Here is a 25,517-nt window from a genome sequence, read left to right as displayed (position 1 = left end):
ATCCACCAGGTGTGACAACCCACTTCAGTCTCGAGCCAGGGACTCGACGTCGTCCTCCGATGGGGCGGACAACTGGTGTGGAGGGAGAAGTGTCTGCAGGTAGGCCTGGGTCAGGGAGTCGGTGGAGTAGAGCCGGGTCGCGACCGTCCCGCGGGTGGCGAGCACACGGTAGGTGTTGAGTGCATAGGGGAGGTAACGCTCGGGCGACAGCCAGTTGAGCTGGGTGTCGTGGCTCTTCCGGGGCTGTGCGACCCAGCGGTCGCCGCGACGGACGAGGTCGTCCCCGATGATGACCACGTTGTGCGTGTACTCCAGACCCTGAGCGGTGTAGACGCAGCCGACCTGGTTGTGGCCGCCGGGATCGGTGGCCCAGAAGGGACGTCCGGGTATGTCCGGCGCGTCGAAGGCCGCGTCGTCCTCGCGGAAGTTCCAGGGGCGGGCCCAGTTGACCGGGCCCTGCGGCCCGTTCCATGGGATCTCGACCTCCGGCACCAGAGGCGGTGTCGAGGGTGAGTCCCACGGCCAGCAGAACCCGGCCGTGACCCGGGCGGTGTCGCCTGCGGCAACGTGGGTGTCGACCCAGCGCGTGAACTGGTCGGGGTTGTCGGCGAGCGCGAGGTCGTAGTCGCTGCCCTGCCACACCGGAGCCGGGCCCTCGGGAGCGAGGAGCTTGTCGATCCAGTGGTGGTACGCCTGGGAGCCGTTGCAACGGAACTGAGTTCGGAGCTCGATGAGCGAGAAGTCCAGGCCACGGCTGCTCGCATACTGTCTGACCTCGTTGACCGTGACGCCTTCCGTGGGACGGATGATCTGTCGTTCATCGAGGAAGAGGACGGTCACGGCCGCCTTCTCGATCAGCTTCCCGAGAACGATCGGAAAGCCTGTGCGCTGTTCGGCCAGGCCGGTGCGGGCGCGGTGGGCCTCGTCGACGAGGATGACGCTGTCGGCGCCGAGTCCGTTCGGCAGCTTGCCCGCGAAGGTTGCGATCAGTCCGCGTGAGCTCTCGCCGACGGTGCGCTTCAGCTGCCTGGTGAGGGTCCCGGAAGGAGAGAGCAGCCGCAGGTTCGTGTCCTGACGACCACACAGATCGCCCAGAAGCCGACAGGCCACGACGGTCTTCCCAGTGCCCGGGCCACCGGTCACGACGACGACACTCCCCGTCCGTCGCCGTCGCTGTGCCGCGGCCACAGCGTGCAGGACATCCTGCCGGGCGACGTCCTGGGCACCGATGAGCCGGAACGCGTCGTGCCCCTCGATGACTTTGCCCGCCCGGGCCAGCAGCCCCGGCGAGGGGCGGTGCTCGGACTCCAGCAGGAACTGGACGTTCGTCTCCGACGGTGGCCACACATCGGCGCAGCCGAGAACCCGGGCGAGGTCACGTGGCGGCCGTGTGGTGGCCAAGTCGTCGTGCCCGAGTACGGGGAACCGTTCGGAGGGCCCGCCGGCCGAGAGCCTACGGAGCTCGGCGATGCGGTCCGAAGGAGCGTCGTGCAGCACCGCGATGCCCTGCACGCGCATCCGGATGCGGTCCTGGGCGATCCAGTCCTCCAGGTAGCTCGCGTAACCGCCGACCTGACGGGCCGGATGCTGGACGACCCGCTCACCGACCCGCACGAGACCCGGCAGCTGCGGAACGGTCTTCAGCCGGGTCCACTGCTTCAGCTCGACGGCCACCAGATCGAGCACGCCGTCCGTGCCCTCACCTACGAGGAGGGCGTCCACCCGCTCGCCGGTTGCGGGCAGCGCGTACTCCAACAGGATTCGCAGGCCACCGAGTTCCGCCGCGAGAAGAATATCCATGAGTACCGGCCAGCTGCGCCGCCAACTGCGCACCTCCTGAGGGCTGGGCGGCGAGCCGAAAGCGCTCAGGAAGCGCTGCTCGCACCTGGCGAAGAACTCCGGCCGTGTGACTTCCTTCGCGGTCTCGGCGACCGTCCCCCCGAACAGATGCATGACACCGATCTATATCAGCCCTCGCGCCCACGTCCAGGCCCGCGGGCACAGCGAGATCCGCAGGAGCCCCTCCCAAGCGCGGGGATGTCCCGCGCAGGCCCGGCCGCAGCCCGCGAGCCGAGTGACCCCAGCGAGCCCGGAAGCGGCTCACCCCCGTTCTCGCGCGGTTGCCCTCGCCGCTGACGGCCCCCGGCCGGCGATGGTGTCGGAGAGTTCGGCCAGCGCCTTGAGGCTGTGGCCGCTCAGGAAGGCGTCGCAGTGGGGCAGTGCGGCCGCGATCCCGGCGGCGAGCGGGGTGTAACCCGGGGCCGCCTTGCGGGGGTTGACCCAGATGAGGCGGTGTGCGAGCCGGCTGAGGCGGGCCGTCTCCCGGCCGACGGCAGACGGGTCCTCGGCCTCCCAGCCGTCGGAGAAGATCACTACCACCGCTCCCCGGGCCATGCCGCGCCGACCGTAGCGGTCGGTGAACTCCGCGAGGGCCCGCCCGATCAGGGTGCCGCCCGACCAGTCGGGGGCGGCCCGGCTCGCCCGGCGCAGTGCGGCGTCCGGAGTCGTGTGCCGCAGCGCGGGTGTCAGGCGGGTGAGACGGGTGGCGAAGACGAAGATCTCCGTGGGCGCTCCCGACCGGGCCCGCGAGCAGAGCCGGGAGAAGAAGCGCACGTAGACGCGGGTGTACGGCTCCATGGAGCCCGAGATGTCGCACAGCAGCACCAGGGGCCGGTGGCGCAGCCTGCCGTGCGAGCGGGCCAGCCGGACGGTCTCCCCGCCGGTGCGCAGGCTGCGCCGCAGGCTCCTGCGCAGGTCGATGTGGCGGCCCTGCGGGTCGGCCTGGCGGCGGCGGGTGCGGCGCAGCGGGACGCTGATCGCGAGGCTGTCCGACAGGCGGTCCAGCTCGGCCAGTTCACCCGGTCCGAAGGTGCCGAAGTCGGCCTGCGCGAAAACCTCGGCGGTGCTGCCGGTCAGTCGCTCCGGGCCGGTGTCCTTGGGCCGCTCGCGGGCGGGGCCGGTGGCGTCCCGGTGGAGTGGGCCGTACGGCAGGGGACCGGCCGAGGGGCGTGGTGGCGCGGGGGAGGAGGCCGGCGGTGCACCCGGTCCTGGGCGGAGGCCGGGCAGCGGGGGGTTGCCGGGCGATCCCCGGGCATCGGCCGGGTCCGCCTGCCCGCCGAAGAGCCCGGCGAAGACCCGGTTGAACGGCTCGATCTGCTCCTGGGCCGTGACGAAGGCCAGCCGGGCCGCCCAGTACAGCGCGGGCAGGTCCACGGGCGGCAGCAGGCGCAGTACGTCCAGGAAGCGGGCCGAGCGCTCGGGAGTGACCGGGACTCCCGCTCGGTGCAGCGCGGCACCGAGGCGGGCGGCGAAGGCGGGCCGGTCGAAGACCGGGGGCCAGGAGGGCTGAGCGGTCGTCACGGCTCAGCTCCCGGGGGTGCCGACCAGCCAGGCGAGTCCGCGCTCGCGTACCAGGCCGAGGTCCTCCCGGTACTTGACGAGGACGCCCAGGGTCCGGTCGGCGGCGTCGGCGTCGAGCCGCTCCACGCCGAGCAGGGTGAGCGCGCAGACCCAGTCGATGCTCTCGGCGATGCCGGGTGGTTTCTGGACCTCCAGGGTCCGCATCCGCCGTACGGCGGCCGCCACATCGGCCGCGAGCGAGGGTGTGGTGCCGGGGGCGCGGCGGCGCACGATCTCGACGACCCGTTCGGTGTCGGGGTAGTCGATCCAGTGGTAGAGGCAGCGCCGCTTGAGGGCGTCGTGCAGGTCGCGGGTGCGGTTGGAGGTGAGCACGACGACCGGTGCGACGGTGGCGCGTACGGTGCCCAGTTCCGGGATGGTGACGCTGGCCTCGGCCAGTACCTCGAGCAGGAAGGCCTCGAAGTCGTCGTCGGCGCGGTCGATTTCGTCGATCAGCAGTACCGCGGGCGTGGGGCCCGGGTGGGTCAGCGCGGCGAGCACGGGCCGGCGCAGCAGGAAGGCGTCGGAGAAGAGGTCCGTCTCGGCGAGTGTCACGCCCCGGCTCTCGGCGAGCCGGATGCTGAGCAGCTGGCGCGGGTAGTTCCACTCGTACAGGGCCTCGGCGGCGTCGAGTCCGTCGTAGCACTGCAGCCGGATCAGCGGGCTGCCGAGAACGCCGGCCACGGCACGGGCGGCCTCGGTCTTTCCGACGCCGGGCTCGCCCTCCAGCAGCAGCGGCTGGGGCAGGCGCAGCGCGAGGTAGAGCGCGGTGGTCAGGCCCGGGTCGGCGAGGTAGTCGAGGCGGTCCAGCGAGGCGCGCAGGGTCTGCGGGTCCGGTACGGCCCGCGCGACGGCCGCCCGGGCCGACTCGGCCGGTCCGGGCGGGACGGCCTCGGTCACGGCACCTCCGGGGGTCGGGTGGTCTCGGTCATGGGTTTTCCGCGGGCCGGGCGGGCTCGGCCGGGGACCGGGTGGTTGCGGTCGGTGTCCGGGCGGTCTCGGCCGGGGGTCGGGTGGTCGCGGCCGGTGTCCGGGCGGTCTCGGCCGCGGGCTGCGTGGTCCGGGCCTCGAAGCGGTCGCGGCAGCCGGTCGAGCAGAACCAGTGCCGGTGCCCGCGGGCGTTCGAGGACGGGGCGTCGGCGGAGACGGCGACGGTCATGCCGCAGACCGGGTCGTGCGCGGTGAGTGGTTCGGCGGGCGGCGGCACGGGCCCGGCGGGCGCCTCCTCGGCCGGCATCTCCTCGATCGGAATCTCCTCGGTGTGCACCGACAGGGCGTGCCGCGAGGCCACCAGTTCGGCCAGGATCGACACGGCGATCTCCCCGGGTGTGCGGGCGCCGATCCACAGCCCGGCCGGTGTGTGGATCCGGGCCCGCCGCCCGGGGTCGAGGTCGAGGCCGTCGAGTACGGCGGCGCCGCGCCGGCGGCTGGCGACCAGCGCGACGTAGGGCACCCCGGCCCGCGCGGCGCGGATCAGCAGCCCCTCCTCCTCCCGTCCGTGGGAGGCGACCATGACGGCCGCCACGCCGGCGAGTTCCTCCGCGGTGACGTCCGCGGCGACCGGCCGGACGTCGTACTCGAGCCCGGCACCGAGCGCGACCAGGCTCCGGCCGATCGGGGTGTCACCGAGCACCAGCACCACCGGGGCGGGGCGCAGCGGCTCCAGGAAGATCTCCAACTCGCCGCCGGACAGGCAGGGGTTGGCGACCCGCAGGGTGCCCGCCTCACCCGACTCACGCGTCTCGCCCTCGTCCCGCGTCTCGCCCTCGTCCCGCGGTACGCCGCCGTCCCGCGGTGCCGGGGAAGCGCCGGGGGAGATCCGCAGCAGCAGCGGCTCGCCACCGCGCAGCAGCCGCAGCGCCTGCACCCGGACGGTCGCCTCGGCGCAGACCCCGCCGACGAAGCCCTCGATCCGGCCGTCCTCCAGTACCAGCGCGGTGTCACCCGGCCGCGCGCTGGTCGGGTGCAGCGCACGCACCACCGTGGCCTTGACGTAAGGAATCTGACGGTTGCTCAGCTCCGCCATCCGTCGCTCCAGTGCTGCCTTCGAGTTCACTGCGGTGCCTCCACGCCCCCGTGCATCGCCAGCCACACCCGCCCGGGGGTCAGCGGCATGTCGGCGTGCCGGACGCCGATGGCGTCCATCACCGCGTTGACGATCGCCGCGGGCGAGCCGACCGTCGCGGACTCGCCGATGCCCTTGGCCCCGATCGGGTGGTGCGGGGACGGTGTCACGGTGTGGCCCAGCTCCCAGGCGGGCACCTCCATCGCGGTGGGCAGCAGATAGTCCATGAAGGATCCGGACAGGCAGTTGCCCTCCTCGTCGAAGGAGATGATCTGGCTGAGCGCCATGCCGACGCCGTCGGCGAGGCCGCCCATCACCTGGCCCTCGATGATCATCGGGTTGATCCGGGTGCCGCAGTCGTCGACCGCGACGAAGCGGCGCACCCTCACCACGCCGGTGCCGGGGTCGACGTCCACCACGCACAGGTAGGCGCCGTACGGGAAGGTGAGGTTGGGCGGGTTGTAGACCGTGGTGGCCTCCAGATGGCCCTCCACGCCCTCGGGCAGCTCCAGCACGCCGTGCGCGGCGAGTGCGATCTCCTGGATGGTCTTCGAGGCGGTGGGGTCGCCCTTGACGAACCAGCGGCCCTTCTCCCACTCCAGGTCGTCGACGGACACCTCCATCATGGCCCCGGCGATGGTCCGCGCCTTGTCGCGGACCTTGCGGGCCACCACGGCCGCCGCGGCGCCGGAGACCGGAGTCGAGCGGCTGCCGTAGGTGCCGAGGCCGAACGGCGTCTGGTCGGTGTCCCCGTGCACCACCTCGATGTCCTCCGGCGGGATGCCCAGTTCCTCGGCGACGATCTGGGCGAAGGTGGTCTCGTGGCCCTGGCCCTGGGTCTGCACGCTGAGCCGCAGCACGGCCTTGCCGGTCGGGTGCACCCGCAGCTCGCAGCCGTCGGCCATGCCGAGGCCGAGGATGTCCATGTGCCGGCGGGGACCTGCGCCGACCGTCTCGGTGAAGAACGACAGCCCGATGCCCATGAGTTCGCCGCGAGCGCGCCGCTCGGCCTGCTCACGGCGGAGCGCGTCGTAGCCGGCCAGGTCGAGCGTCTTGCGCAGGGTGGCCGGGTAGTCGCCGGAGTCGTACTCCCAGCCGGTCCTGCTCCGGTACGGGAACTGCTCCGGTCGCAGCAGGTTCTTCATCCTCAACTCGGCCGGATCGGCGTGCAGTTCGTCGGCCAGGCAGTCCACCAGCCGCTCGATCAGGTACACCGCCTCGGTGACCCGGAACGAGCAGGCGTAGGCGACGCCGCCGGGCGCCTTGTTGGTGTAGACGCCGGTGACGGCGCAGTGGGCGGCCTCGATGTCGTACGAGCCGGTGAAGACGTGGAAGAACCCGGCCGGGTACTTGGTGGGCTGAGCGGTGCCGTTGAACGCGCCGTGGTCGGCGAGCACCCTGACCCGGACGGCGAGGATCCTGCCCTCGCGGGTCGCGGCGATCTCGCCGTGCATGTGGTAGTCGCGGGCGAACGAGGTGCTCATCAGGTTCTCGGAGCGGTCCTCCACCCACTTGACCGGCCTCCTGGTGAGGATCGAGCCCACCACCGCGCACACATAGCCCGGGTAGATGCCGACCTTGTTGCCGAAGCCGCCGCCGATGTCCGGGGAGACCACCCGGATCTTGTGCTCGGGCAGGCCCGCGACCATCGCGTACAGGGTGCGGTGGGCGTGCGGCGCCTGGGTGGTGGACCAGAGGGTGAGCTTGCCGTCGACCGGGTCCATGTCGGCGACGCAGCCGCAGGTCTCCAGCGGCGCCGGGTGCACCCGCGGGTAGAGCATGTCCTGGGCGACGACCACCTCGGCGCGGGCGAACACCTCGTCGGTGGCGGCCCCGTCGCCTTCCTCCCAGTCGAAGATGTGGTTGTCGCCGCGGCCCTCCTGGTCGTCCCGGATCACCGGCGCGTCGGCGTCCAGCGCGTGCCGGGCGTCGATCACCGGGGGCAGCGGCTCGTACTCGACGTCGATCAGCTCGATGGCGTCGCGGGCCGCGTAGTGGTCGTCGGCCACCACGAACGCCACCTCCTGGCCCTGGAACCGCACCTTGTCGGTGGCCAGCACCGCCTGGGTGTCCATCGACAGGGTCGGCATCCAGGCCAGGCCGAGCCCCTCCAGGGTGGCGCCGGTGATCACCGCGCGGACCCTGGGGTGCGACTCGGCCGCGGAGGTGTCGACGGAGACGATCCGGGCGTGCGCCAACGGGCTGCGCAGCACGGCACCGTGCAGCATGCCGGGCAGCCGGATGTCGTCCACGTAGTGGCCCTTGCCGCGGACGAACCGCGGGTCCTCCTTGCGCTTGAGCCGCCCGTAGCCGATCGGGCGCTCCTGGACCGGCGCCGACCCGGTCTCCTGGACGTCCACCGGCGCCGACCCGGTCCCACCGGTGGCGGTCATGGCGTGCTCCCCGTGCTCGCGGCGGTGGTACCGGCGGCGGCCGCAGGGTGGTGCGCGGCCCACTGAATCGCGCGGACGATGTTCAAGTAGCCGGTGCACCGGCACAGTTGGCCCGATATCGCCTCGCGGATCCGCTCCTCGGTGGGGTCCGGATCGCGGTCGAGGAGCGCTCGGGCGGTCAGCATCATGCCCGGTGTGCAGAAGCCGCACTGCAGCCCGTGCTGCTCGATGAACCCCTGCTGGACGGGGTCGAGGCCGTCGGCGGTCTCCAGGCTCTCCACGGTGCGCACCCGGTGTCCGGCCGCCATGGCCGCCAGCACCGTGCAGCTCTTGACCGGCTCGTCGTCGAACAGCACCACGCAGGTGCCGCAGTTGCTGGTGTCGCAGCCCCAGTGGGTGCCGGTGAGGCCGAGGTCGTCGCGCAGGAAGCGGACCAGCAGGTGCCGGGCCTCCACCTCGGCGGTGCGGTCCTCGCCGTTGACGTTGATGGTGACCTGCATCGTGGGCCGTCCTTCCGTCCCTTACGTCCCTTCCAGCCTTTCCGTTCCTTCTGTCTCTTCCGTCCTTCCGTCCGTTCGGCCCGTTCAGCCCGTACCCGCGGCCTGAACGGCCCGCCCGGCCCGCTCGGCGGCCCGGCGCAGGGCACGCACGGTGAGCTCGTCGGCCAGGTGCCGCTTGTAGGCGGCGGTGCCGCGGGTGTCGGTCACCGGGTCGCAGTCCTCGGCCGCGATCCGGCCGGCCTCGGCGAACACCTCCTCGGACGGCTCGCGGCCGACCAGGGCCTCCTCGGCGCGCCGGTAGCCGACGGCCGACACACCCACCGCCGCGAGCCCGACGCCGGCCGTCGCGATCCGGCCGTCCGCCAGCGACAGCGCGGCGCCGGCCGCCGCGATGGCCCAGTCCCCGGTCTTGCGCTCGACCTTCTCGTAGGCGCTGCCGGCGTTCGGCAGGACCGGCACGCGGATCTCGACCAGCATCTCGCCGATCCCCACGTCCGTCTCGTACGGGCCCTTGTAGAAGTCCGCCATCGGCACCGAGCGCCGCCCGTCGCGGCCGAGCACCACCGCCACCGCGCGGACGGCCGCACAGACGGCAGACAGGTCCTCCGCCGGGTCGGCCTGGCAGAGCGAGCCGCCGATGGTGCCCCGGTTGCGCACCGGCGGGTCGGCGATCACCCGCTCGGCGTCATGGAAGATCGGGAGGAGCCGGCCGACCAGCTCGGACTCCAGCAGGCCGCGGTGGCGGGTGAGCGCGCCGACGCACAGCTCACCGCCCTCCTGCCGTACGTAGTCCAGCTCGTGCAGGTCGTTGATGTCGACCAGGAGTCCCGGGCGGGCCAGGCGCAGCTTCATCATCGGCAGCAGGCTGTGCCCGCCCGCGATGACCCTGGCCTCCTCCCCGAACCGCTCCAGCAGGGCGAGGGCGTCGTCCACACTCTCCGCCCGCCGGTACTCGAATGGCGCGGGAACCTGCACGGCGGCCTCCTGACGCTGTCGGTCTTCCGGTGCCGTAGCCCCCTGGTGACGGCCGCCCGCGGCCAGGACCTGACAGCGCGCGACCGCGCAGCGGGGCACGAGCGCACTGTCACCCCGGCGTGCCGCGCCGGTCAACGGCGACTGAAGGGAATGGTTAAGAGCCGTCCACGGCTGAACCTCAGGGGGCCCGCGATGGCTGGAGGCGGCGATGACCCTCACGCAGCTCAGGGCGTTCGTCGCGGTGGCCCGGCTGGGGTCGGTCAAGGCCGCGGCCCTCTCGCTCGGCGTCAGTGAGCCCGCCGTCTCGGGCGCGGTCGCCGTGCTGCGCCGCGAACTCGGTGACCGGCTCTTCGTCCGGGCGGCGGGCGGGATCGCCCTGACCCCCGGCGGGCGGCGGCTGGCCGCGGGCGCGGCCGAGATCGTGGGCCTGGCCGAGGAGACCCGCCGACAGGTCCGGCAGGCCGGTGCGGACGGGTCCTACCTGCGGGTCGCCGCCACCGAGACGACCGCCGAGCAGATCCTCCCGCCGCTGCTGGAGGCCTTCGCCCGGCGGTACGGCGACGTGGAGACCACCACCCTCGCGGTGCCGTCCACCGCGCTCGGCGAGCTGCTGCTGGACCGGCGCGCGGACGTCGCGATCGGCCAGGTCGGTGCCGAGCCCGGCCCGATCGCCGCACCGCCTGAGCCGGACACCCTTGAGCACATCCCGTTCCTGCGGTTCCAGCTCGTGGTGGTCGCCTCGCCGCACCACGCCGGTGCCCGGCCGGACCGCGCCCCGGGCGGACGGCTGCACCTGCCGATCGGCCGGCTGTCCCGGGAGCACTGGCTGCTCGGCCCGGGCGGGCTCGACCCCGGCACGCCCGGCGGTGCGTTCCTGACCCGGCACGGCGTCGGCGACGCCGACACGTCGGTCTTCCCGAGCACCAGCGCGGCCCTGGGCGCGGCCGGGGCCGGCGACGGGCTGTCCCTGGCGATGCTCCACCTGATCCGCGACGAGCTGCGCCACGGCACGCTCACCGTGGTCGCCGTCCCCGGCACCCCGGTCAACGGAGTGCTGCGGGCCGTCGCCCTGCACGGCGACCGGCGCTCGCCGGCCGCCTCCGCGCTGTGCCGGTTCGTGACCACGCCGGCCGCCGTGCGGAGCCTGCTCAACCGGGCCACGGGTGTACCGGTCGACCACTACCGGCCGACCGTCCGGGTGAGTCTGTGGAGCTGACCCGGGACGGCTCCGGGGGAGTTGCGGGGCGGCTCCGTCCCCGGGGAATCGCCGGGGCGCCGTGAGTGGTTGGAACGTACGTCGACGGCCGGTCGTCCGGGGCACCGGACAGGTCCGGGCAAGGAGGCTCGACCACATGGAGTTCACCAACGAGTTCCGCGTGAGCCTGCCGATGGAAGCGGCCTGGGACCTCCTCACGGACGTCGAGCGGATCGCCCCGTGCATGCCGGGAGCGCAGCTCACCGAGGTCGACGGCGACCGGTTCCACGGCACGGTCAAGGTGCGGGTCGGCGCGGTGACCGTCCAGTACCGGGGCACCGCGTCCTTCGACCAGCTGGACGAGGCGAACCGCACCGTGCGGCTGGCGGCCTCCGGACGCGACACACACGGCCAGGGCAACGCCGACGCGCACATCACCGCAGCCCTGGCACCGGACGGCGACGGCACCCGGGTGACCGTGCGGACCCGGCTCAGCGTCACCGGGAAGGTGGCCCAGTTCGGCAAGGGCGTCATGACGGACATCAGCCGGAAGCTGCTGGACCAGTTCGTGGCCTGCCTGGAGGAGCGGCTGGCCGCCGAGCGCGAGACCGGGGGCGAGCCGGCCGCGGCCTCGGCCGCACCTGCACCCGCGCCCGCACCCGTACTCGCACCCGCACCGGAGCCCGCCGCCGCGCAGCCGAAGGCCGCCGAACCCCTGGCGACGGCCCCGGTCACCCCGGCCGCGGAGCCTTCCGCAGCCCCGGCCACCCCGCCGGAGAGCGAGCCGCTGGACCTGCTCGCCGTGGCCCGCGGCCCGGTGGTCAAGCGCCTGGTGCCGGCCGTCCTCGCCGGACTGGTCCTGCTGGGCGTCGTACGCCGACTGCGGCGGGCCTGCCGGTGCCGGTCGGGGAGACACCGTGCGTGACGTGCTGGACGAGGTCTACCCGTGGTACCGGGCGGGCGAGAGCTTCGGGCTCGCCACCGTGGTCAGCACGTTCCACAGCGCACCGCGCCGGCCGGGTGCCGCGATGGCGGTGTCCGCCTCCGGCACCGTGGTCGGCAGTGTCTCGGGCGGCTGCGTCGAGGGCGCGGTGTACGAGGAGACCGAGGCGGTGCGGGCCTCGGGACGCCCGGTGCTGCGCACATACGGGGTGAGCGATGACGACGCCTTCGAGGTGGGGCTGAGCTGCGGCGGTACGATCCAGATCTTCGTCGAACCGGTGTCCCGTCGGACCTTTCCCGAACTGCCGGACGTGGTCGCGTCGTTGAACGCCGGTGAGCCCGTCGCGGTGGCCACCGTGGTGAGCGGTCCGGACGACGGACCGGGCGCACTCGGGAGCCACCTGGTCGTCCGGCCGGACCGCGTCCTGGGCACCCTCGGCTCGGCCGGGCTGGACCGCGCGGTGGCCCTCGACGTCCGCGGTCTGCTCCATCACGGTACGACCGCGCTGCGCCACTACGACACCGTGGGCCGCTGCCTGGACGGCGAGGAGTCCGCCGGGCTCGGCGAACTGACCGTGTTCGTGGGGTCGTTCGTCCCGCCGCCGCGCATGCTGGTGTTCGGTGCGATCGACTTCGCGGCCGCGGTCGCCGAGTTGGGGGCGTTCCTCGGCTACCGCGTCACGGTGTGCGACGCGCGGCCGGTGTTCGCCACCGCCTCCCGCTTCCCGCACGCCGACGAGGTCGTGGTGCGCTGGCCGCACGAGTACCTGGCCGAGGAGGCCTCGGCGGGCCGGATCGACGACCGTACGGTGGTGGCCGTCCTGACCCATGACCACAAGTTCGACGTGCCGCTGCTGACGACCGCGCTGCGGCTGCCGCGACTCGCGTACGTCGGCGCGCTCGGCTCGCGCCGCACCCACCGCGAGCGGCTCACCCGTCTGCGCGAAGCAGGCCTGGAGGAATGGGAGTTGGACCGGTTGTCGGCGCCCGCCGGGCTCGACCTCGGCGCCCGCACGCCGCAGGAGACGGCGGTCTCCATAGCCGCCGAGATCATCGCCGCCCACTGGGGCGGCACCGGTCGGCCGCTCACCCGGACCGACGGCCCGATCCACATCGCCACGGCGTCGGACGAGCGGCCACCGGCGCCGGCCGCAGCCGACTGAACAACCGGTTCCGCCGACCGCCGGGGCACCGCAGCCGACGGCCTCGCGATCCGGCGCTGCGCGCCGGGGCCGCTACTCCCGGTATCGGGGCCTGATCGCGGTCCAGCGCTGCAGTGCTGACGTACGGGCCGAACTCCTGCAGCGCCTCCCGCCGCAGTGACGCAGAGTGACCACCTTTTGGCGGACGCCGCCGAGCGCGCGGCCGCCCGCCGAACCTAACGTGGCGTCCCGGGGGGAGAACTCTGTGTCATTCCTGCGGGCCGAAGGCGCCGTACCCGGGCTGCCCGGCCCGCCCTCCAGGAGGAAGTCCATGAGATTTCGGGCAAGTTCGAGCGCACTGGCCGTAGCGGCGGTGCTGATGGCAGGACCGGTCATCGGGGCCGCGCCGGCCGTGGCGGACCCCGCCGGCGGTGGCCACGAGCCGTTCCTGAACCGGCTGCACACCGTGTTGCCGGTGGCGTCCACCGTCCCGGCCAACGGCGACCAGAACCCCTACGGCACCTTCGTGATCCGGGAGAGCGTCGGTGACCTCCACCGGGGCAACGTCCTGGTCAGTAACTTCAACAACTCGCAGGCGCTCGGCAGCCAGCAGGGCCGGGGCACCACGCTGGTCCAGATCAGCCCGGGTGGGAAGGTCACCCAGTTCGCCCAGATCGACCCGGCGCACCTTCCCGGCTCGTGCCCCGGCGGGGTCGGCCTCACCACCGCGCTCACGGTCCTCCCCGGAGGCTGGGTCGTGGTGGGCAGCCTGCCCACCGCCGACGGCAGCCCGGCCACCGCCAAGGCGGGCTGTCTGCTGGTGCTCGACAGCCACGGCACGGTGCGCGAGACCATCGCGGGAGACGGCATCAACGGCCCGTGGGACCTGACCGCCGTCAACCACGGCGACCTGAGCGAGCTGTTCGTGACCAACGTGCTCAACGGCACGGTCGCCGCCGGCGGCAAGGAGGTGGACGAGGGCACCGTGCTGCGGATCACCCTGTGCCGCGAGGGCGACGACCCGCCGCGCCGGGTGGCCACCACCGTGATCGGTTCCGGCTTCCCCGAGAAGACCGACCCGGTGGCCCTGGTGATCGGCCCGACCGGCGTCGCCATCGACCGCGAGGGGACGCTCTTCGTCGCGGACGCCGTCCGGAGCCGGATCACCGCGATTCCGCGCGCGCTGACCCGGAAGAACAGCGACGGCATCGGCCGGGTGATCAGTACCGGCGGCAACCTGAACGGACCGCTCGGCATGGCCCTCGCACCCGGCGGCGACATCCTGACGGTCAACGGCGGGGACGGCAACATCGTGGAGACCACGCCGAAGGGCGACCAGGTGGCGGTCAAGCAGATCAACTCCGAGGGCAACCCGCCGGGCGCGGGCGCGCTCTTCGGTCTCGCGGTGGATCTGGACGGCGACGCGGTCTACTTCGTCAACGACGACGACAACGCACTCGACGTGCTGACCCGGTAGGGCGAGGGCGGCGGCGCCGAGATCCTCCTGGGCAGGGGGAGTTCGAGACCGCCGGGGGCGTCCTGCTCCAGTGCGAACGCGTCGGCCGCCGTGGCGGGCAGCGGGCGCAGGCCGAGCAGGGCGCCCGTCAGTCCGGCGGTCGCGCGGTGCCAGTCGGACGCGCGGCGCAGCAGGGCGTGGCCCGAGCCGTGGACGGTGTACCCGGCGACCCTGGCACCCGCCGTACGGGCGCGCGCGGCGAAGCGGCGGGTGTCGGCGGGATCGGTGATCCGGTCGCGGTCGCCGTGCAGGGTGAGCAGTTGACGCCCCTTCAGTTGCTCGTGGGGGTCGTCGGCGGGGCACCACGGCGCGAGCGCGACGACGCCGGTGACGCAGGGGTGGCCGGCCGCGCGGAGTGCGGCCCGGCCGCCCATCGAGTGGCCGACCAGGACGGTCGGAACCGGGCCCAGCTCCTCGGCGAGGTCGTGCAGCGCGGCCTCGGTGTCCCGCGCGGCGTCGGCCCGCTCGCCGTTCCACCCCCGGTGCCGGTAGCGCACCACACCGACGGCGACCCCCTCGCCGGCCGTCGCCCTGGCCACAGCCCGTACGAACCCGGTCATCCGCAGCCCCGGCAGGTTCACCGGCCCCGGGCGGGCCTCGCTCACCACCTCGCCGCCGTGCAGCACCAGCACGGCGGCGACCGGTGCGGCCGGTCGCACCCGCCAGGCCAGCGCCTGGTGCCCGCCGTCCACTCGGCCGTTCGCTGCCATCTCCACCTCTGTCCGGTCCCGCGCCGCCCTCGGAGCGGTCACTGCAGGTGGAACGGTGGGCCGCGCTGGCAGGTTCCGGGGGCGGTCCCGGGAGCAAGGGGCACGGGGGCGGGTTCGAGGAGGGCCGGGTCCGGAGGCGCCGGTGCCGGGATGCCGCCGCCCGCACCCGTGGCCCGCTCCCGCGAGTCCTAAGGTGGGGCCAGGACGAGACCGAAAGGCAGTCACCGTGGCTGACACCATCGCAGCAACCGCCCGGCTTCCGCGTGCCGAGATCGGCGTGATCGGAGGCTCCGGCCTGTACGCACTGCTGGACGACGTGACCGAGGTCGCGGTCGAGACCCCGTACGGACCCCCGAGTGACTCGCTCTTCATCGGTGAAGTGGCCGGGCGCAGCGTCGCGTTCCTGCCCAGGCACGGTCGCGGGCACAGCCTGCCGCCGCACCGGATCAACTACCGCGCCAACCTGTGGGCGCTGCACTCGCTGGGCGTGCGCCAGGTGCTCGGACCGTGCGCGGTGGGCGGGCTGCGGCCCGAGTACGGTCCCGGCACCCTGGTCGTCCCCGACCAGCTCGTGGACCGCACCTCCGGCCGTGCGCAGACCTACTACGACGGGCTGCCGCTGCCGGACGGCGGGGTACCGGAGGTGGTCCATGTCTCGATGGCGGACCCGTACTGCCCCGATGGCAGGCTCACCGCGCTGGCCGCCGCCCGGGACAACGCCTGGGAACCGGTGGACGGCGGCACGCTGGTGGTGATCGAGGGCCCGCGCTTCTCGACCAGGGCGGAGTCGCGCTGGTTCACCGCCAACGGCTGGTCGGTGGTCGGCATGACCGGGCATCCCGAGGCGGTGCTCGCCCGCGAACTCGGCCTCTGCTACACCTCGTTGGCCCTGGTCACCGACCTCGACGCGGGTGTGGAGACCGGGGAGGGGGTCACCCACGCCGAGGTGCTGGCCGTCTTCGCACGCAATGTGGACCGGCTGCGGACCGTACTGTTCAAGGCACTTGAGGGTCTGCCGAGCACGCGGGACTGCATCTGCTCACACGCGCTCGACGGTGTGGAGACCGGCCTGCCGGGGGTGTGAACCCGGCTCGCAATACCAGGCCCGTCGCGGCGGCCCCAAACGGGCCCGAGCCCGGTCGACCGTGCTCGGCCGGGCTTGAAGCACCACGTGATCACCGACGGCAGAGGCAGCCCGCCGGCCGTCCGCCCGACCGGTGGCAACCGCCACGATGGCGCCCCAGGTTCAGCCGCAGTGCGAGTTGATCTGGTAATTGGTGCTGCTGTCGATGCCGCCGCCCCAGTCGATGCAGCTACCCGCCGCGTAGACGGGAGTGATTGTCGCGCGGCGCTCCGGGGCCCCCAGAGGGGGAGCCCCTGCGGCGGCGCCTGAGCGAGACAAGGGCCACCAGCGTGGCGGCGACCGCCGTCACGGCCAGGACGATCAGCCAGTTGCGCAGGTAGGGCAGCGGAAGGAGGGAGGCGTTGCCGTTGTTGTGCCCGTCGCGCAAGATGGGTGGCAGGGCCACCGCCGTGAGCGCGGCCACGACGATCAGCCAGCCGCGCAGCACCGGCCCCCGGACGAAGCTCGCCCCGAGGACGCAGAGCAGCGGGACCCACAGCCCGTCGTGGATCAACAGCCAGCCGACCAGCCAGACCAGCACGTCGAGCGGGTCCTTGATGTAGCTGTCGTGCAGCAGACCGTAGACCCCGTACCCGATCAGGCCGACCCCGGCGAGGGCGGTCACCACTCGTAGCGTCCGCATCAGATCACCTCCAGGCGGGCGACCCACTTGGTCTGCAGCACGCCCGGCCGGTTGGGGGCGATGATCCGCGCCGGGTAGCCGTGGTCGGCCGTCAGCACCCGGCCGTTCACCCGGAGCGCCAGCAGCGTCAGAGGGTCCTGCGCGTACGCGGCGGGCATCTCCATGATCCGGTACGGACCGTTCGCCTCCAGCGAGGTGACCCGGACCCGGGCGGTGGGCGGGGCACCTGCACGGGCCAGCAGGTCCCTGACGCGGACCCCGGACCAGTGGGCGGAGGCACTCCACCCCTCGACACACGAGATCGGCAGATGCGAATCGTACTGGGGGAGCGCCAGCAGCTGGGCCATCGTCAGTTCGTACGGCTGCGGGCCGTCGACGCGCAGTCGCCAGTCCGCCGGGGTGACCGTGGTGTTCGCCTGGGCGGCCGTACGGGTGATCGGGAGGCCGAGCTCGCCGATGTCGGGACGGCGCGGGGCGAACAGGGTCAGGCGGCGCAGCCAGGGCACGGTCTGACCGGCGGTGGTGACGGTGACGGCGATCGCCGCCACCGTCACCACTCCGAGGAACGCCCGCCGTTGGCGCAGCGCCGGGACACTGCCACGTCGCCAGTGCTGACCGATCATCGGGCCCTTGGCGGCCACGTGCAGCAGCAGGCCCCCGGTGGCCAGCCAGGCCAGCCAGAAGTGCGTCTGCCGGAACGGGAACGGCCATGGGTACCACTCAAGGATGTTGAGCAGCCCGGTGAACAGCTCCACCAGCATCGTGGAGACCAGGATCGCGATGCCCAGCCGCTCCAGCGCGTGCAGCACGCTGCGCGCGGGTGGCCACTCGAACAGGTTCGGATAGACGGTCCAGAGTTTCGCCCCCAGCAGCGGGATCGCGGCGATGCCCGAGATGACGTGCAGCCCCTGGGTGACCCGGTAGCCGTTCACCGGGTGGCTCGGCAGGTGGTCGCGCAGCCAGGTCGGCGGCTGCTGGAGGACATGGCTGAGCAGTCCGGTCAGGAAGCAGACCAGCAGTGCCGCGCCCAGCCAGCGGCCCACGACGACGGTGGTGCGCGGCTCGTGCAGCGCGGACGTGAACGTGCCTTCGCGCAGCGGCCCTTGGCGCAGGAAGCCCGGGGGAGTGGGAAGCGGGAAGTCGTAACGGGGGCGTGCTCCCGCCTCGGTCTCTCCGGGCTGCGGCGCGGGTTCGGTCGATGGTTCGGGTCTGGTCGCGGCCTCGGGTCTGCTCGGTGGTTCGGGTCTTCCCGGCGGTTCGGGCCTGCCGGGCGGTTCGGGTCCGCTCGCGGCATCGGGCTTGCCAGGCGGCGGCACCGCTGGCCCGGATGGCGCGGGTGCTGGTGGTCCAGGCGGCGGCGTCGGCGGTCCGGTCGGGGACGGCGGCGTCGGCGGTTCGGCCGAGGGCGGCGTGGGCTCGGGCCGGTGCGGCCGTTCGGGCTCGTTGTCAGGGGGTGTCGGTTCCACGCTTCCATGAGAGCGCCTGCGGGGCGCGAAGTCGGGGTCCGACGTGCTGACGGAAGTCTAACGGCGGCCCGCCGTTACGCCGGAGCGGCGCTGCGCAGTGACAGGGTGAACCCGTGCCCGCCACCCGACCGACGACCTCCCGCTTCGCCACCGCACTCGCCGCCTGCGCCCTGGCCGCCCTGGTCGCCGCCCTTGCCCTGACCGTCACCCGGGGCGGGACGCTCGGCGACTCCCACCCGCTGCACGGCTGGTACCTCGCCGACCTCGGCCTGTTCGCTGTGGCCATGGCCCTGCTGCGGCGGGTACCGGAGCGGCACATCGCAGGACTGGTCCTGGCGGGCAGCGTGGCCGTCGCCGCCGCCGGTCTGCTGGCCCCGCCCCGCACCAGTGACGACGCGTACCGGTACGTCTGGGACGGCCGGGTGCAGGCCGCCGGGATCTCGCCGTACCGGTACACGCCCGCCGATCCGGCGCTCGCCGGGCTCCGGGACCCCGCGCTCTTCCCGCCGGGCTCCTGCAAGGCGTGGAACGAGCACCGGGCCGCCAAGGGCGTCTGCACCCACATCAACCGGCCGGGCGTGCACACCATCTACCCGCCGGTCGCGGAGCTCTGGTTCCTCGGCCTGCACACGGCCGGCGGAACCGTCCGCACCGTCCAGGTGGGCGGCGCGCTGCTCGCGATCGCCACCACCGGCGTGCTGCTGCTGGTCGACCGCCGGGACTGGCGCGCCGGGCTCTGGGGCTGGTTCCCGGGTATCGCGATCTGGTCCGTCAATGACGCCCATGTCGACACCCTGGGCGTGCTGCTGCTGGTCATCGCCCTCGCGCTGGTGGCCCGGCGGCGGACCGTCACCGCCGGGATCGCGCTCGGGGCGGCCATCGCCACCAAGCTGCTCCCCGGACTCGCGCTGCCCGGTGCGATGTCGGGCGTGCTCGCCCGCCGCCCGCGCCTCGCCGACCTCGCCCTGCCCGGCGCCGCGCTGGCCGCCTTCGCGCTCGCGTACCTGCCGTATGTGCGGGCCTCGGGCATCGGGGTGATCGGCTACCTGCCCGGCTATCTGCGCGAGGAGGGGTACGAGGACAACGGCACCACCGTGCGGTTCGGCCTGCTCCGGCTGCTGCTCCCGGCGGAGGCGGCGCCGTACGCGGCGGCTCTGGTGCTGGCGGTGGTCGTCCTGTACGTCCTGCGGCGGGGTGACCCGGCGCGCCCGTGGAGCGGGGCGCTGCTGGTGACCGGCACCGCGCTGCTGCTGGTGGCGCCCGCGTACCCCTGGTACGGCCTGCTGGTCGTGGCGCTGGTGGCGCTGGACGGCCGCTGGGAGTGGCTGGCCGTCCCGGCCGCCGGGCAGGCGCTCTATCTCTTCGAGGGGGACGCCCAGCAGCCCGCGTACGCCGCCGCGCTGGCCGTGGTGGTGACCGGTGCGGTCGTGCGACGTGGTCGGGTCAACACAGATTGACGTCTCGTCAACTCGATGAACTTCGGAAATGACGGGAGGAATCGTTTCTCCGGTTGAGGGGCCTTCTAGCGTGATTCCCGTCGACCTGGCAAACCCTGCCAACGAGTCCGACCTGGCAAACCCTGCCATCGAGAAGGAACACCTGATCATGCGTCTTCGCAACGCCGCCACGGCCGCCGCCGCCGCTCTCATGCTCGTGCTGACCGTGCCCGCCTCGGCCAGTGCGGCTCAGGGCGAGTTCACCTACCGGTACATCGGCCCGGACGGTTCCTCGCAGGTCGGCAGGCTGATCGACCCGCCGAGCCGGGAGTGCATCGACCTGCCCGAGGTGGCGGACCGGAGCTCTTCCGAGCCCGCCGACACTCCGCGCAACCATACGGCCTCCACCGCCACGGTCTTCGAGGACGCCGACTGCAAGGGCGACTTCTTCAGCCTCCGGCCGTTCACCGGCCACGCCTCCGATCGTCTGAAGCTCCGTTCGGTGGTCTTCTCCTGACGTTCGCTCGGAGCGGGTCGGCCTCGGCCTTCGAGGAAGGCCGAGGCCGGGGGCGACCCCCGTTACGCTGTGCCTCGTTTCGATCTGGGTCAACGTCCTTGTGCGAACACTGAGTTGGTCATCGACCGCAGGAGAGCGGCAGAGGGAGCGAGCCGGCCGTGATGGAGCGGATCAGTACTGTCGTGCGCGGTAGAGGTCGCGGATCAGTGCGATCTCGGCGCCGTGGTGCAGCAGTTCCTGGTTGACCCACCAGACCGTCTCGATGAAGCGGTCCTCCGGGTCGCTGCCGTAGGGGTACCGGCTGTAGCCGACCGTGTCGAGCGCGGCGTCGTCGGCGCTGAGCAGCGCCTCCCGCCAGGCCGCGGCGGCGGAGCCGAAGGCCGTGATCGCCCCGGCGGCGTCCGCGGCGACCCGGTAGTCGTCCCGGGTCAGTCGGTGGCCGCCGTTGGTGTGCTCGGCACGGAGCGCGAGCATCTCGCTGAGGTGGACCAGACGCCAGGCGATGGTGGTGAACGGCGGCGGCGAGGGATGCGGCGAGGGTGCGAAGTCGCGTCCCCAGTCGCCGGCGCCGACCAGCGTGGTGGCACCGGGCCCGGGACCGTCCGCGCGTCGGCGGACCGACCAGCAACCGGGCACCGGCTCCCAGCGGTACTCCTCGTCGCTCAGGGGGCCGACCTCGACGTCCACGCCGTTGCCGCTGTCCATGAGCGGGCCCGCCATGCGGTCGGTGAGGCGCTTGCGCGCGAAGTCGAACTGCTGTAGCAGCGGGATCAGTCGGGGTGGTGTCGTCATCGAACGCTCCTCAGCTGAGCGGGCATGCCGTGAAGGTGGTGCCGATCTGCCGGGTGGGACCCTGCCACAGCCGGTACGGCACCCGCATCCGAATTTCGGGGTTGCTCACACCGGCAGCAGGCGGGCGATGAGTTCGCCGAGGCGGCGGGCGTTGCGGCAGGAGTGCATCTCGACGAGTTCGGCGTACGCATGGGCGGCGGAGTCGCCGGAGGACCAGAGCTCGGTCTGTTCCGGGTTGAGCCAGTAGACCCGGCGGGCGCGCTCGGAGATCCGTTGCAGGGCGGGCAGGTTGGGGTCCCTGCCGTTGTTGCGGGCGTCGCCGAGGATGAGGACGCAGGAGCGCGGGCCGAGTGCGTCGCGGTAGCGGTCGGCGAACTCGCCCAGCGCGGCGCCGTAGTCGCTGTTGCCGTGGAAGCCGATCACCTTGGCCTCGGTGAGGATGCGCCGGCCGAGTGCGGCCGGGTCGGCGGAGCCCGCGGAGACCAGCCGGGTCACCTCGTCGGTGCGGTTGACGAAGGCGAAGACGCGCACCTTGCTGAACTGGTCGCGCATCGCCTGCACCAGCAGCATGGTGAAGTCCGCGAAGCCCGCCACCGAGCCGGACACGTCGCACAGCAGCACGATCTCCGGCCGACCGGGCCGGCGGCGGCGGTAGACCGGGCGCAGCGGTACACCGCCGGTGGAGAGCGAACGCCGCAGGGTGCGGCGCAGGTCGATCCGGCCGGCGCTCGCCTTCCGGCGGCGGGCGGCCAGCCGGGTGGCGAGCTTGCGGGCCAGTGGCTGCACCGTGCGGCGCAGGTCGGCGAGTTGCTCGCGGCCCGCGAACAGGAAGTCGACCTGGTCGGTACTGGGCGCCACGGCGCGCCGGGCGACCTGGTCGGTGCCGCGCAGTTCGGCGGCGCGCCGCCGGGCCTCGGTGCCCACCAGGCCGCGGAAGCCCTGGATCCGGCGGCGGATCTCGTCCGGTTCGAGCCGGTCGGTGTACCCGGGCTGCCGTCCGGCGCGGAGTGCGGCGAGTACGCGGGCCAGCAGGGTCTCCGGTTGCAGGCGGCCGAGCGTCTGGTGCGCGGACCAGCCCTGGGTGGCGGGGCCGGAGCCGTACCGGCCGAGGGTGTTCACCGCCTCGCCCGCGAGCCGGGTGAGGGCCGCGCGGTCGTCGGCGGCGAGCGCCTCGGCCAGCCGGTCCCGCAGGTCGGCCAGGACGGACCGGTCGACGGGGTTGACGGGGCTGACCGGGTCTGCGGGGCCGGTCGGTTCGGGGGACGGGGTCTCGCGGGCGGCCTCCGGTGTGCCGACACCGAGCGGGAAGTAGAGGTCGAAGGTCGCGTCGAACACGGCTCGCTGCCCGTCGGTGCGCAGCAGTGCGGCGGCGAGCCCTTCGCGGATGTACGCGCGGTCGGTGAGACCGAGCACCTTGAGGACGGCCGCGGCGTCCACGGTCTCGCCCGGCCCGATCCGCATGCCGTGGCCGCGCAGCGCCTGGACGAATCCGGTCAGCCGCTCGGGCAGGGCGTTCACGGGCTCGGCGGCGTGGGCGTCGTTCACGGGCTCGGCCGCGCCGGCTTCGTTCACGGAGGTCCCGTTCACGGCAGCCCCGCTCACAGCGGCGTCGTTCGCGGAAGTCCCGTTCACAGCAGCCCCGTTCACGAAAGCCCCGCTCATGTCAGCGTCAGCTGACGGGCGGCCTTCAGCATGTCGTCCTGGTGCTTGAGGACCACCCCGAGGCTGTCGCGGACCACCGCCTCGTCCAGGGTGTCGGCGCCGAGCGCGAGCAGTGTGCGCGCCCAGTCGATGGTCTCCGCCACCGACGGCGACTTGCGCAGCTCCATCGCCCGCAGCGCGCCGACCACCTTGACCAGGGACTCGGCGAGCACCTCGTCCAGGCCGGGGACCTTCAGCCGGACGATCCGCTGCTCCAGCCGGGCGTCGGGGAAGTCGAGGTGCAGGAACAGGCAGCGCCGGCGCAGCGCTTCGGACAGCTCGCGGGTCGCGTTGGAGGTGAGGAGCACGAACGGGCGGCGGGTGGCGGTGATCGTCCCCAGCTCGGGCACGGTGACCTGGAAGTCGCTCAGTACCTCCAGCAGCAGACCCTCGACCTCGACATCGGCCTTGTCCATCTCGTCGATCAGCAGCACGGTCGGTTCGCCGCCGCGGATCGCGGTGAGCAGCGGCCGGGGGAGCAGGAACTCCTCGCCGAAGATGTCGGTACGGGCCGCCTCCCAGCTCTCGTCCCGTCCGGCGCTGATCCGCAGCAGCTGCTTGGCGTGGTTCCACTCGTACAGGGCGCGGGACTCGTCGATGCCCTCGTAGCACTGCAGCCGGACCAGTCTCGCGCCGCCGACCCGGGCGACCGCCTTCGCCAGTTCGGTCTTGCCGACCCCGGCCGGGCCCTCCACCAGCAGCGGCTTGCCGAGCCGGTCGGCCAGGAAGACCGTGGTGGCGACGGCCGGTGAGGCCAGATAGCCGGCTTCGGCCAGCTTCGCGGACACATCGTCCACAGAGGTGAAGAACCCGGTCCCGGCCGGCTGTGCGCCGTCGTCGCTCATCTCGCCAACTCCCCTTCGCCCGCCGTCGTTACGAGTACCTTACTGGTCGGTCACTTGGCCGGTCGGGGCTGCGGCGCGAGTTCCGGCGGCCCCGTGCGCGGGCCCGGGGTGCCACCCGCTAGCGTCGGCCCGTGACCTTACTCCGCCAGGCCGCCCGGCTCCCCGCTCCCGTGCGGTGGCTCTGCCCGCCGGCCGTCCTGCTCGTCTGCAGTGCCGCACTGGTGATCACCGATCAGTCCTGGCAGCCGTCGGAGGCCGGGACCAGCCCGGAGGGCCGGTCGGCCGAGTACTGCGGGAACCTGCTGAAGGCGCTTCCGGACACGGTCGCCGGACACCCCAGGGACCGCCGCGGCCTGCCGTCCTACGTGGCGGCCTGGGAGAGTTCCCCGCGTACGGTGCTGCGTTGCGGGGTGCCGCGACCCGGGGCGCTCCGCGACCTGGCGAAGCGGCGGTCCGAGAACCCCAACGTCAACGGCGTGCAGTGGTTCATGGAGCGGGACGGGCACGGCGGTTACCGTTTCACCGTCACCCAGCGGCTGACCTATGTCGAGGTCAGCGTCCCGGCCGGTGCCTACCCCAACTACGCGGACCCGTTGGGCGAGATCTCCGGCGCGGTGCGGGCGACCGTCCCGGATCTGGGCGGCTCGCTCAACACGGACACCGACGAGGAGTGAACCCCGCGGGCCGGTGGGCGGACGGAGCACGCGGGCGTCCCGGGGCCGGGTAGTGTGATGCCACGGTACGAAGGCGGACCCTCGCAGAGAGCGGACGAACCGTGAACTCCCATCAGTCCGTGGCCACCGGCTACTTCCCGGACAGCGGCGACCTCCGCTACCGGGTCCGGCACTACGAACTCACGCTGGACTACCGGCCGGAGGGCAATCGGCTGGTGGGCCGGGCCCGGATCGAGGCCACCGCCGCTTCGGGGCCGGAGCGGCTGGGTGAGTTCGCGCTGGACCTGGCCGGGTTCAGGGTCGGGCGGGTGCTGGTGGACGGGCGGGCCTCGCGCCACACCTGGCGCGGCGGCAAGCTGCGGATCCGCCCGGCCGAACCTCTCTCGGCGGGCGCGGAGTTCACCGTGGAGGTGCAGTGGTCCGGTGAGCCGAAGCCGGTCCGCAGCCCGTGGGGCGGGATCGGCTGGGACGAGACCACCGACGGCGCCCTGGTGGCCGCCCAGCCGGTCGGCGCGCCGTCCTGGTTCCCGTGCAACGACCGGCCCTCGGACAAGGCGAGTTACCTGATCTCGCTGACCGTGCCCACCGCGTACACGGTGGTGCTCGGCGGGCGCCTGCTCGCCCGCACCCCGCACGCGTCCACCACCACCTGGGTGTACGAGCAGCCGGCCCCGACCCCGAGCTACCTGGTCGGGCTGGCGATCGGCGGCTTCCGGTCGGTCCGGCTGGACGACGGCGGTGCCGAGGTGCCGCAGCTCGGGTGGGTCCCGCCCCGCCTGGTGCCGCGGTTCCAGGCCGACTTCGGGCGGCAGCCCGAGATGATGCGGCTGTTCGGGGAGCTCTTCGGCCCCTACCCGTTCGGTGAGTACACGGTGGTGGTCGTCGACGAGGAACTGGACGTCCCCGTCGAGGCCCAGGGGCTCTCCTCCTTCGGGGCCAACCACCTGGACGGCGAGCGCGGCTGGGAACGGCTGGTCGCCCATGAACTCGCCCACCAGTGGTTCGGCAACAGTGTCACCGTCGCGGACTGGCGGCACATCTGGCTGAACGAGGGCTTCGCCAAGTACGCCGAGTGGCTCTGGTCGGAGCGCTCCGGCGGCCCCGACGCCCAGGCCCTCGCCCAGGACGCCCACCGCCGGCTATCCGCCCTGCCGCAGGATCTGTGCCTCGCCGACCCGGGACGCCGCCTGATGTTCGACGACCGCGTCTACCAGCGTGGCGGTGTCACCGTCCACGCCCTGCGCCGCGTCCTCGGCGATGACGTCTTCTTCCGGCTGCTGCGCGAGTGGACCGCCGCCCATCGCCATGCGACCGTCACCACCGCCGACTTCATCGCCGCCGCCACCCGATGCGCGGGCCGCCCCCTGGACGGATTCTTCACGGCCTGGCTCACCGAACCCGCGCTCCCGCCCCTGCCGGACGCCGTCTGACGGACGCCGTCTGACGGACGCCGCCTGACGGACGCCGCCTGACGGACGCGGTC

Annotated in this window: 22 protein-coding genes and 1 pseudogene; 10 read left to right on the top strand and 13 right to left on the bottom strand. The window is 73.1% G+C overall.

Annotated elements, in window-relative coordinates; all coding sequences use genetic code 11:
* Positions 1-24: 24 nt before the first annotated feature.
* The 7 genes from ACSMTC_RS04845 to ACSMTC_RS04815 all read right to left on the bottom strand — a co-directional run bounded on the left by ACSMTC_RS04845 (position 25) and on the right by ACSMTC_RS04815 (position 9,332).
* The gene (locus ACSMTC_RS04845) at positions 25-1,953 is read right to left on the bottom strand and encodes a DNA/RNA helicase domain-containing protein (protein ID WP_436558392.1); all 1,929 of its coding nucleotides are present in this window, start codon (positions 1,951-1,953) and stop codon (positions 25-27) included.
* A gap of 147 nt (positions 1,954-2,100) precedes the next feature.
* Entirely contained in the window at positions 2,101-3,360 is a 1,260-nt protein-coding gene (locus ACSMTC_RS04840) for a vWA domain-containing protein (RefSeq protein ID WP_436558391.1), read from the bottom strand.
* Positions 3,361-3,363: 3 nt separating this feature from the next.
* Entirely contained in the window at positions 3,364-4,299 is a 936-nt protein-coding gene (locus ACSMTC_RS04835; protein WP_436558390.1) for an AAA family ATPase, read from the bottom strand.
* 28 nt (positions 4,300-4,327) lie between these two features.
* Entirely contained in the window at positions 4,328-5,455 is a 1,128-nt protein-coding gene (locus ACSMTC_RS04830; RefSeq protein WP_436558389.1) for an XdhC family protein, read from the bottom strand.
* Positions 5,452-7,857: an aerobic carbon-monoxide dehydrogenase large subunit gene (locus ACSMTC_RS04825; RefSeq protein ID WP_436558388.1), complete on the bottom strand. Its 2,406-nt coding sequence runs from the start codon at positions 7,855-7,857 to the stop codon at positions 5,452-5,454. The genes ACSMTC_RS04830 and ACSMTC_RS04825 overlap by 4 nt, the downstream gene beginning before the upstream one ends.
* On the bottom strand, positions 7,854-8,357 hold the full coding sequence (locus ACSMTC_RS04820) for a (2Fe-2S)-binding protein (protein WP_436558387.1): 504 nt from the start codon (positions 8,355-8,357) through the stop codon (positions 7,854-7,856). Before ACSMTC_RS04820 ends, ACSMTC_RS04825 begins: the two co-directional genes overlap by 4 nt.
* A gap of 84 nt (positions 8,358-8,441) precedes the next feature.
* Complete coding sequence (locus ACSMTC_RS04815) at positions 8,442-9,332, bottom strand: FAD binding domain-containing protein (RefSeq protein ID WP_436558386.1); 891 nt, start codon at positions 9,330-9,332, stop codon at positions 8,442-8,444.
* A 208-nt stretch (positions 9,333-9,540) separates the two neighbouring features.
* On the opposite strand from ACSMTC_RS04815, the gene ACSMTC_RS04810 reads away from it, so the two are divergent.
* The 4 genes from ACSMTC_RS04810 to ACSMTC_RS04795 all read left to right on the top strand — a co-directional run bounded on the left by ACSMTC_RS04810 (position 9,541) and on the right by ACSMTC_RS04795 (position 14,088).
* Positions 9,541-10,548, top strand: coding sequence for a LysR family transcriptional regulator (locus ACSMTC_RS04810; protein ID WP_436558385.1), 1,008 nt, complete (start codon positions 9,541-9,543; stop codon positions 10,546-10,548).
* A gap of 136 nt (positions 10,549-10,684) precedes the next feature.
* Positions 10,685-11,452 carry an SRPBCC family protein gene (locus ACSMTC_RS04805; protein WP_436558384.1) on the top strand — a complete coding sequence of 256 codons (768 nt, stop codon included), beginning with the start codon at positions 10,685-10,687 and terminating at the stop codon, positions 11,450-11,452.
* Positions 11,445-12,632, top strand: a complete 1,188-nt coding sequence (locus ACSMTC_RS04800) for an XdhC family protein (RefSeq protein WP_436558383.1) — start codon at positions 11,445-11,447, stop codon at positions 12,630-12,632. Before ACSMTC_RS04805 ends, ACSMTC_RS04800 begins: the two co-directional genes overlap by 8 nt.
* A 310-nt stretch (positions 12,633-12,942) precedes the next feature.
* Positions 12,943-14,088: an NHL repeat-containing protein gene (locus ACSMTC_RS04795; protein WP_436558382.1), complete on the top strand. Its 1,146-nt coding sequence runs from the start codon at positions 12,943-12,945 to the stop codon at positions 14,086-14,088.
* Here the strand turns inward: ACSMTC_RS04795 and ACSMTC_RS04790 are convergent.
* A complete protein-coding gene (locus tag ACSMTC_RS04790) occupies positions 14,040-14,837 on the bottom strand; it encodes an alpha/beta fold hydrolase (RefSeq protein ID WP_436558381.1) in 798 nt (265 codons plus the stop codon). The two genes, ACSMTC_RS04795 and ACSMTC_RS04790, sit on opposite strands and share 49 nt — an antisense overlap.
* 226 nt (positions 14,838-15,063) lie before the next feature.
* On the opposite strand from ACSMTC_RS04790, the gene ACSMTC_RS04785 reads away from it, so the two are divergent.
* Both ACSMTC_RS04785 and ACSMTC_RS04780 read left to right on the top strand, forming a co-directional pair.
* Entirely contained in the window at positions 15,064-15,921 is an 858-nt protein-coding gene (locus tag ACSMTC_RS04785) for an S-methyl-5'-thioadenosine phosphorylase (RefSeq protein ID WP_436558380.1), read from the top strand.
* 36 nt (positions 15,922-15,957) lie between these two features.
* A pseudogene (locus ACSMTC_RS04780) lies at positions 15,958-16,071 on the top strand (IS5/IS1182 family transposase); the annotation flags it as partial.
* A gap of 79 nt (positions 16,072-16,150) precedes the next feature.
* On the opposite strand, the gene ACSMTC_RS04775 reads toward ACSMTC_RS04780, so the two are convergent.
* Together ACSMTC_RS04775 and ACSMTC_RS04770 are read right to left on the bottom strand one after the other, a co-directional pair.
* Positions 16,151-16,603, bottom strand: coding sequence for a hypothetical protein (locus ACSMTC_RS04775; protein ID WP_436558379.1), 453 nt, complete (start codon positions 16,601-16,603; stop codon positions 16,151-16,153).
* The gene (locus tag ACSMTC_RS04770) at positions 16,603-17,700 is read right to left on the bottom strand and encodes a molybdopterin-dependent oxidoreductase (protein ID WP_436564595.1); all 1,098 of its coding nucleotides are present in this window, start codon (positions 17,698-17,700) and stop codon (positions 16,603-16,605) included. The genes ACSMTC_RS04775 and ACSMTC_RS04770 overlap by 1 nt, the downstream gene beginning before the upstream one ends.
* Before the next feature lie 482 nt (positions 17,701-18,182).
* Between ACSMTC_RS04770 and ACSMTC_RS04765 the strand changes: the two genes are divergently transcribed.
* Together ACSMTC_RS04765 and ACSMTC_RS04760 are read left to right on the top strand one after the other, a co-directional pair.
* Positions 18,183-19,526: a glycosyltransferase 87 family protein gene (locus tag ACSMTC_RS04765; RefSeq protein ID WP_436558378.1), complete on the top strand. Its 1,344-nt coding sequence runs from the start codon at positions 18,183-18,185 to the stop codon at positions 19,524-19,526.
* 148 nt (positions 19,527-19,674) lie between these two features.
* Positions 19,675-20,022, top strand: coding sequence for a hypothetical protein (locus tag ACSMTC_RS04760; RefSeq protein WP_436558377.1), 348 nt, complete (start codon positions 19,675-19,677; stop codon positions 20,020-20,022).
* Positions 20,023-20,193: 171 nt separating this feature from the next.
* On the opposite strand, the gene ACSMTC_RS04755 is transcribed toward ACSMTC_RS04760, so the two are convergent.
* From ACSMTC_RS04755 to ACSMTC_RS04745, 3 genes are all read right to left on the bottom strand, one after another.
* Entirely contained in the window at positions 20,194-20,814 is a 621-nt protein-coding gene (locus ACSMTC_RS04755; protein ID WP_436558376.1) for a DinB family protein, read from the bottom strand.
* A 105-nt stretch (positions 20,815-20,919) separates the two neighbouring features.
* The gene (locus ACSMTC_RS04750) at positions 20,920-22,275 is read right to left on the bottom strand and encodes a vWA domain-containing protein (protein WP_436564594.1); all 1,356 of its coding nucleotides are present in this window, start codon (positions 22,273-22,275) and stop codon (positions 20,920-20,922) included.
* A 197-nt stretch (positions 22,276-22,472) separates the two neighbouring features.
* Positions 22,473-23,360 (bottom strand): AAA family ATPase, encoded by an 888-nt coding sequence (locus ACSMTC_RS04745; protein ID WP_436558375.1) that lies wholly within the window; start codon positions 23,358-23,360, stop codon positions 22,473-22,475.
* 131 nt (positions 23,361-23,491) lie between these two features.
* Between ACSMTC_RS04745 and ACSMTC_RS04740 the strand changes: the two genes are divergently transcribed.
* Positions 23,492-24,034 carry a DUF3515 domain-containing protein gene (locus tag ACSMTC_RS04740; RefSeq protein WP_436558374.1) on the top strand — a complete coding sequence of 181 codons (543 nt, stop codon included), beginning with the start codon at positions 23,492-23,494 and terminating at the stop codon, positions 24,032-24,034.
* A gap of 101 nt (positions 24,035-24,135) precedes the next feature.
* Positions 24,136-25,464, top strand: a complete 1,329-nt coding sequence (locus tag ACSMTC_RS04735) for a M1 family metallopeptidase (RefSeq protein WP_436558373.1) — start codon at positions 24,136-24,138, stop codon at positions 25,462-25,464.
* Positions 25,465-25,517: the final 53 nt, after the last annotated feature.

The sequence above is a fragment of the Kitasatospora sp. HPM-01-4 genome, assembly GCF_051374625.1.
Lineage (GTDB): Bacteria > Actinomycetota > Actinomycetes > Streptomycetales > Streptomycetaceae > Kitasatospora.
Note: the sequence above shows the minus strand (reverse complement) of the source record. Positions and strands in the feature narration are given on the sequence as shown.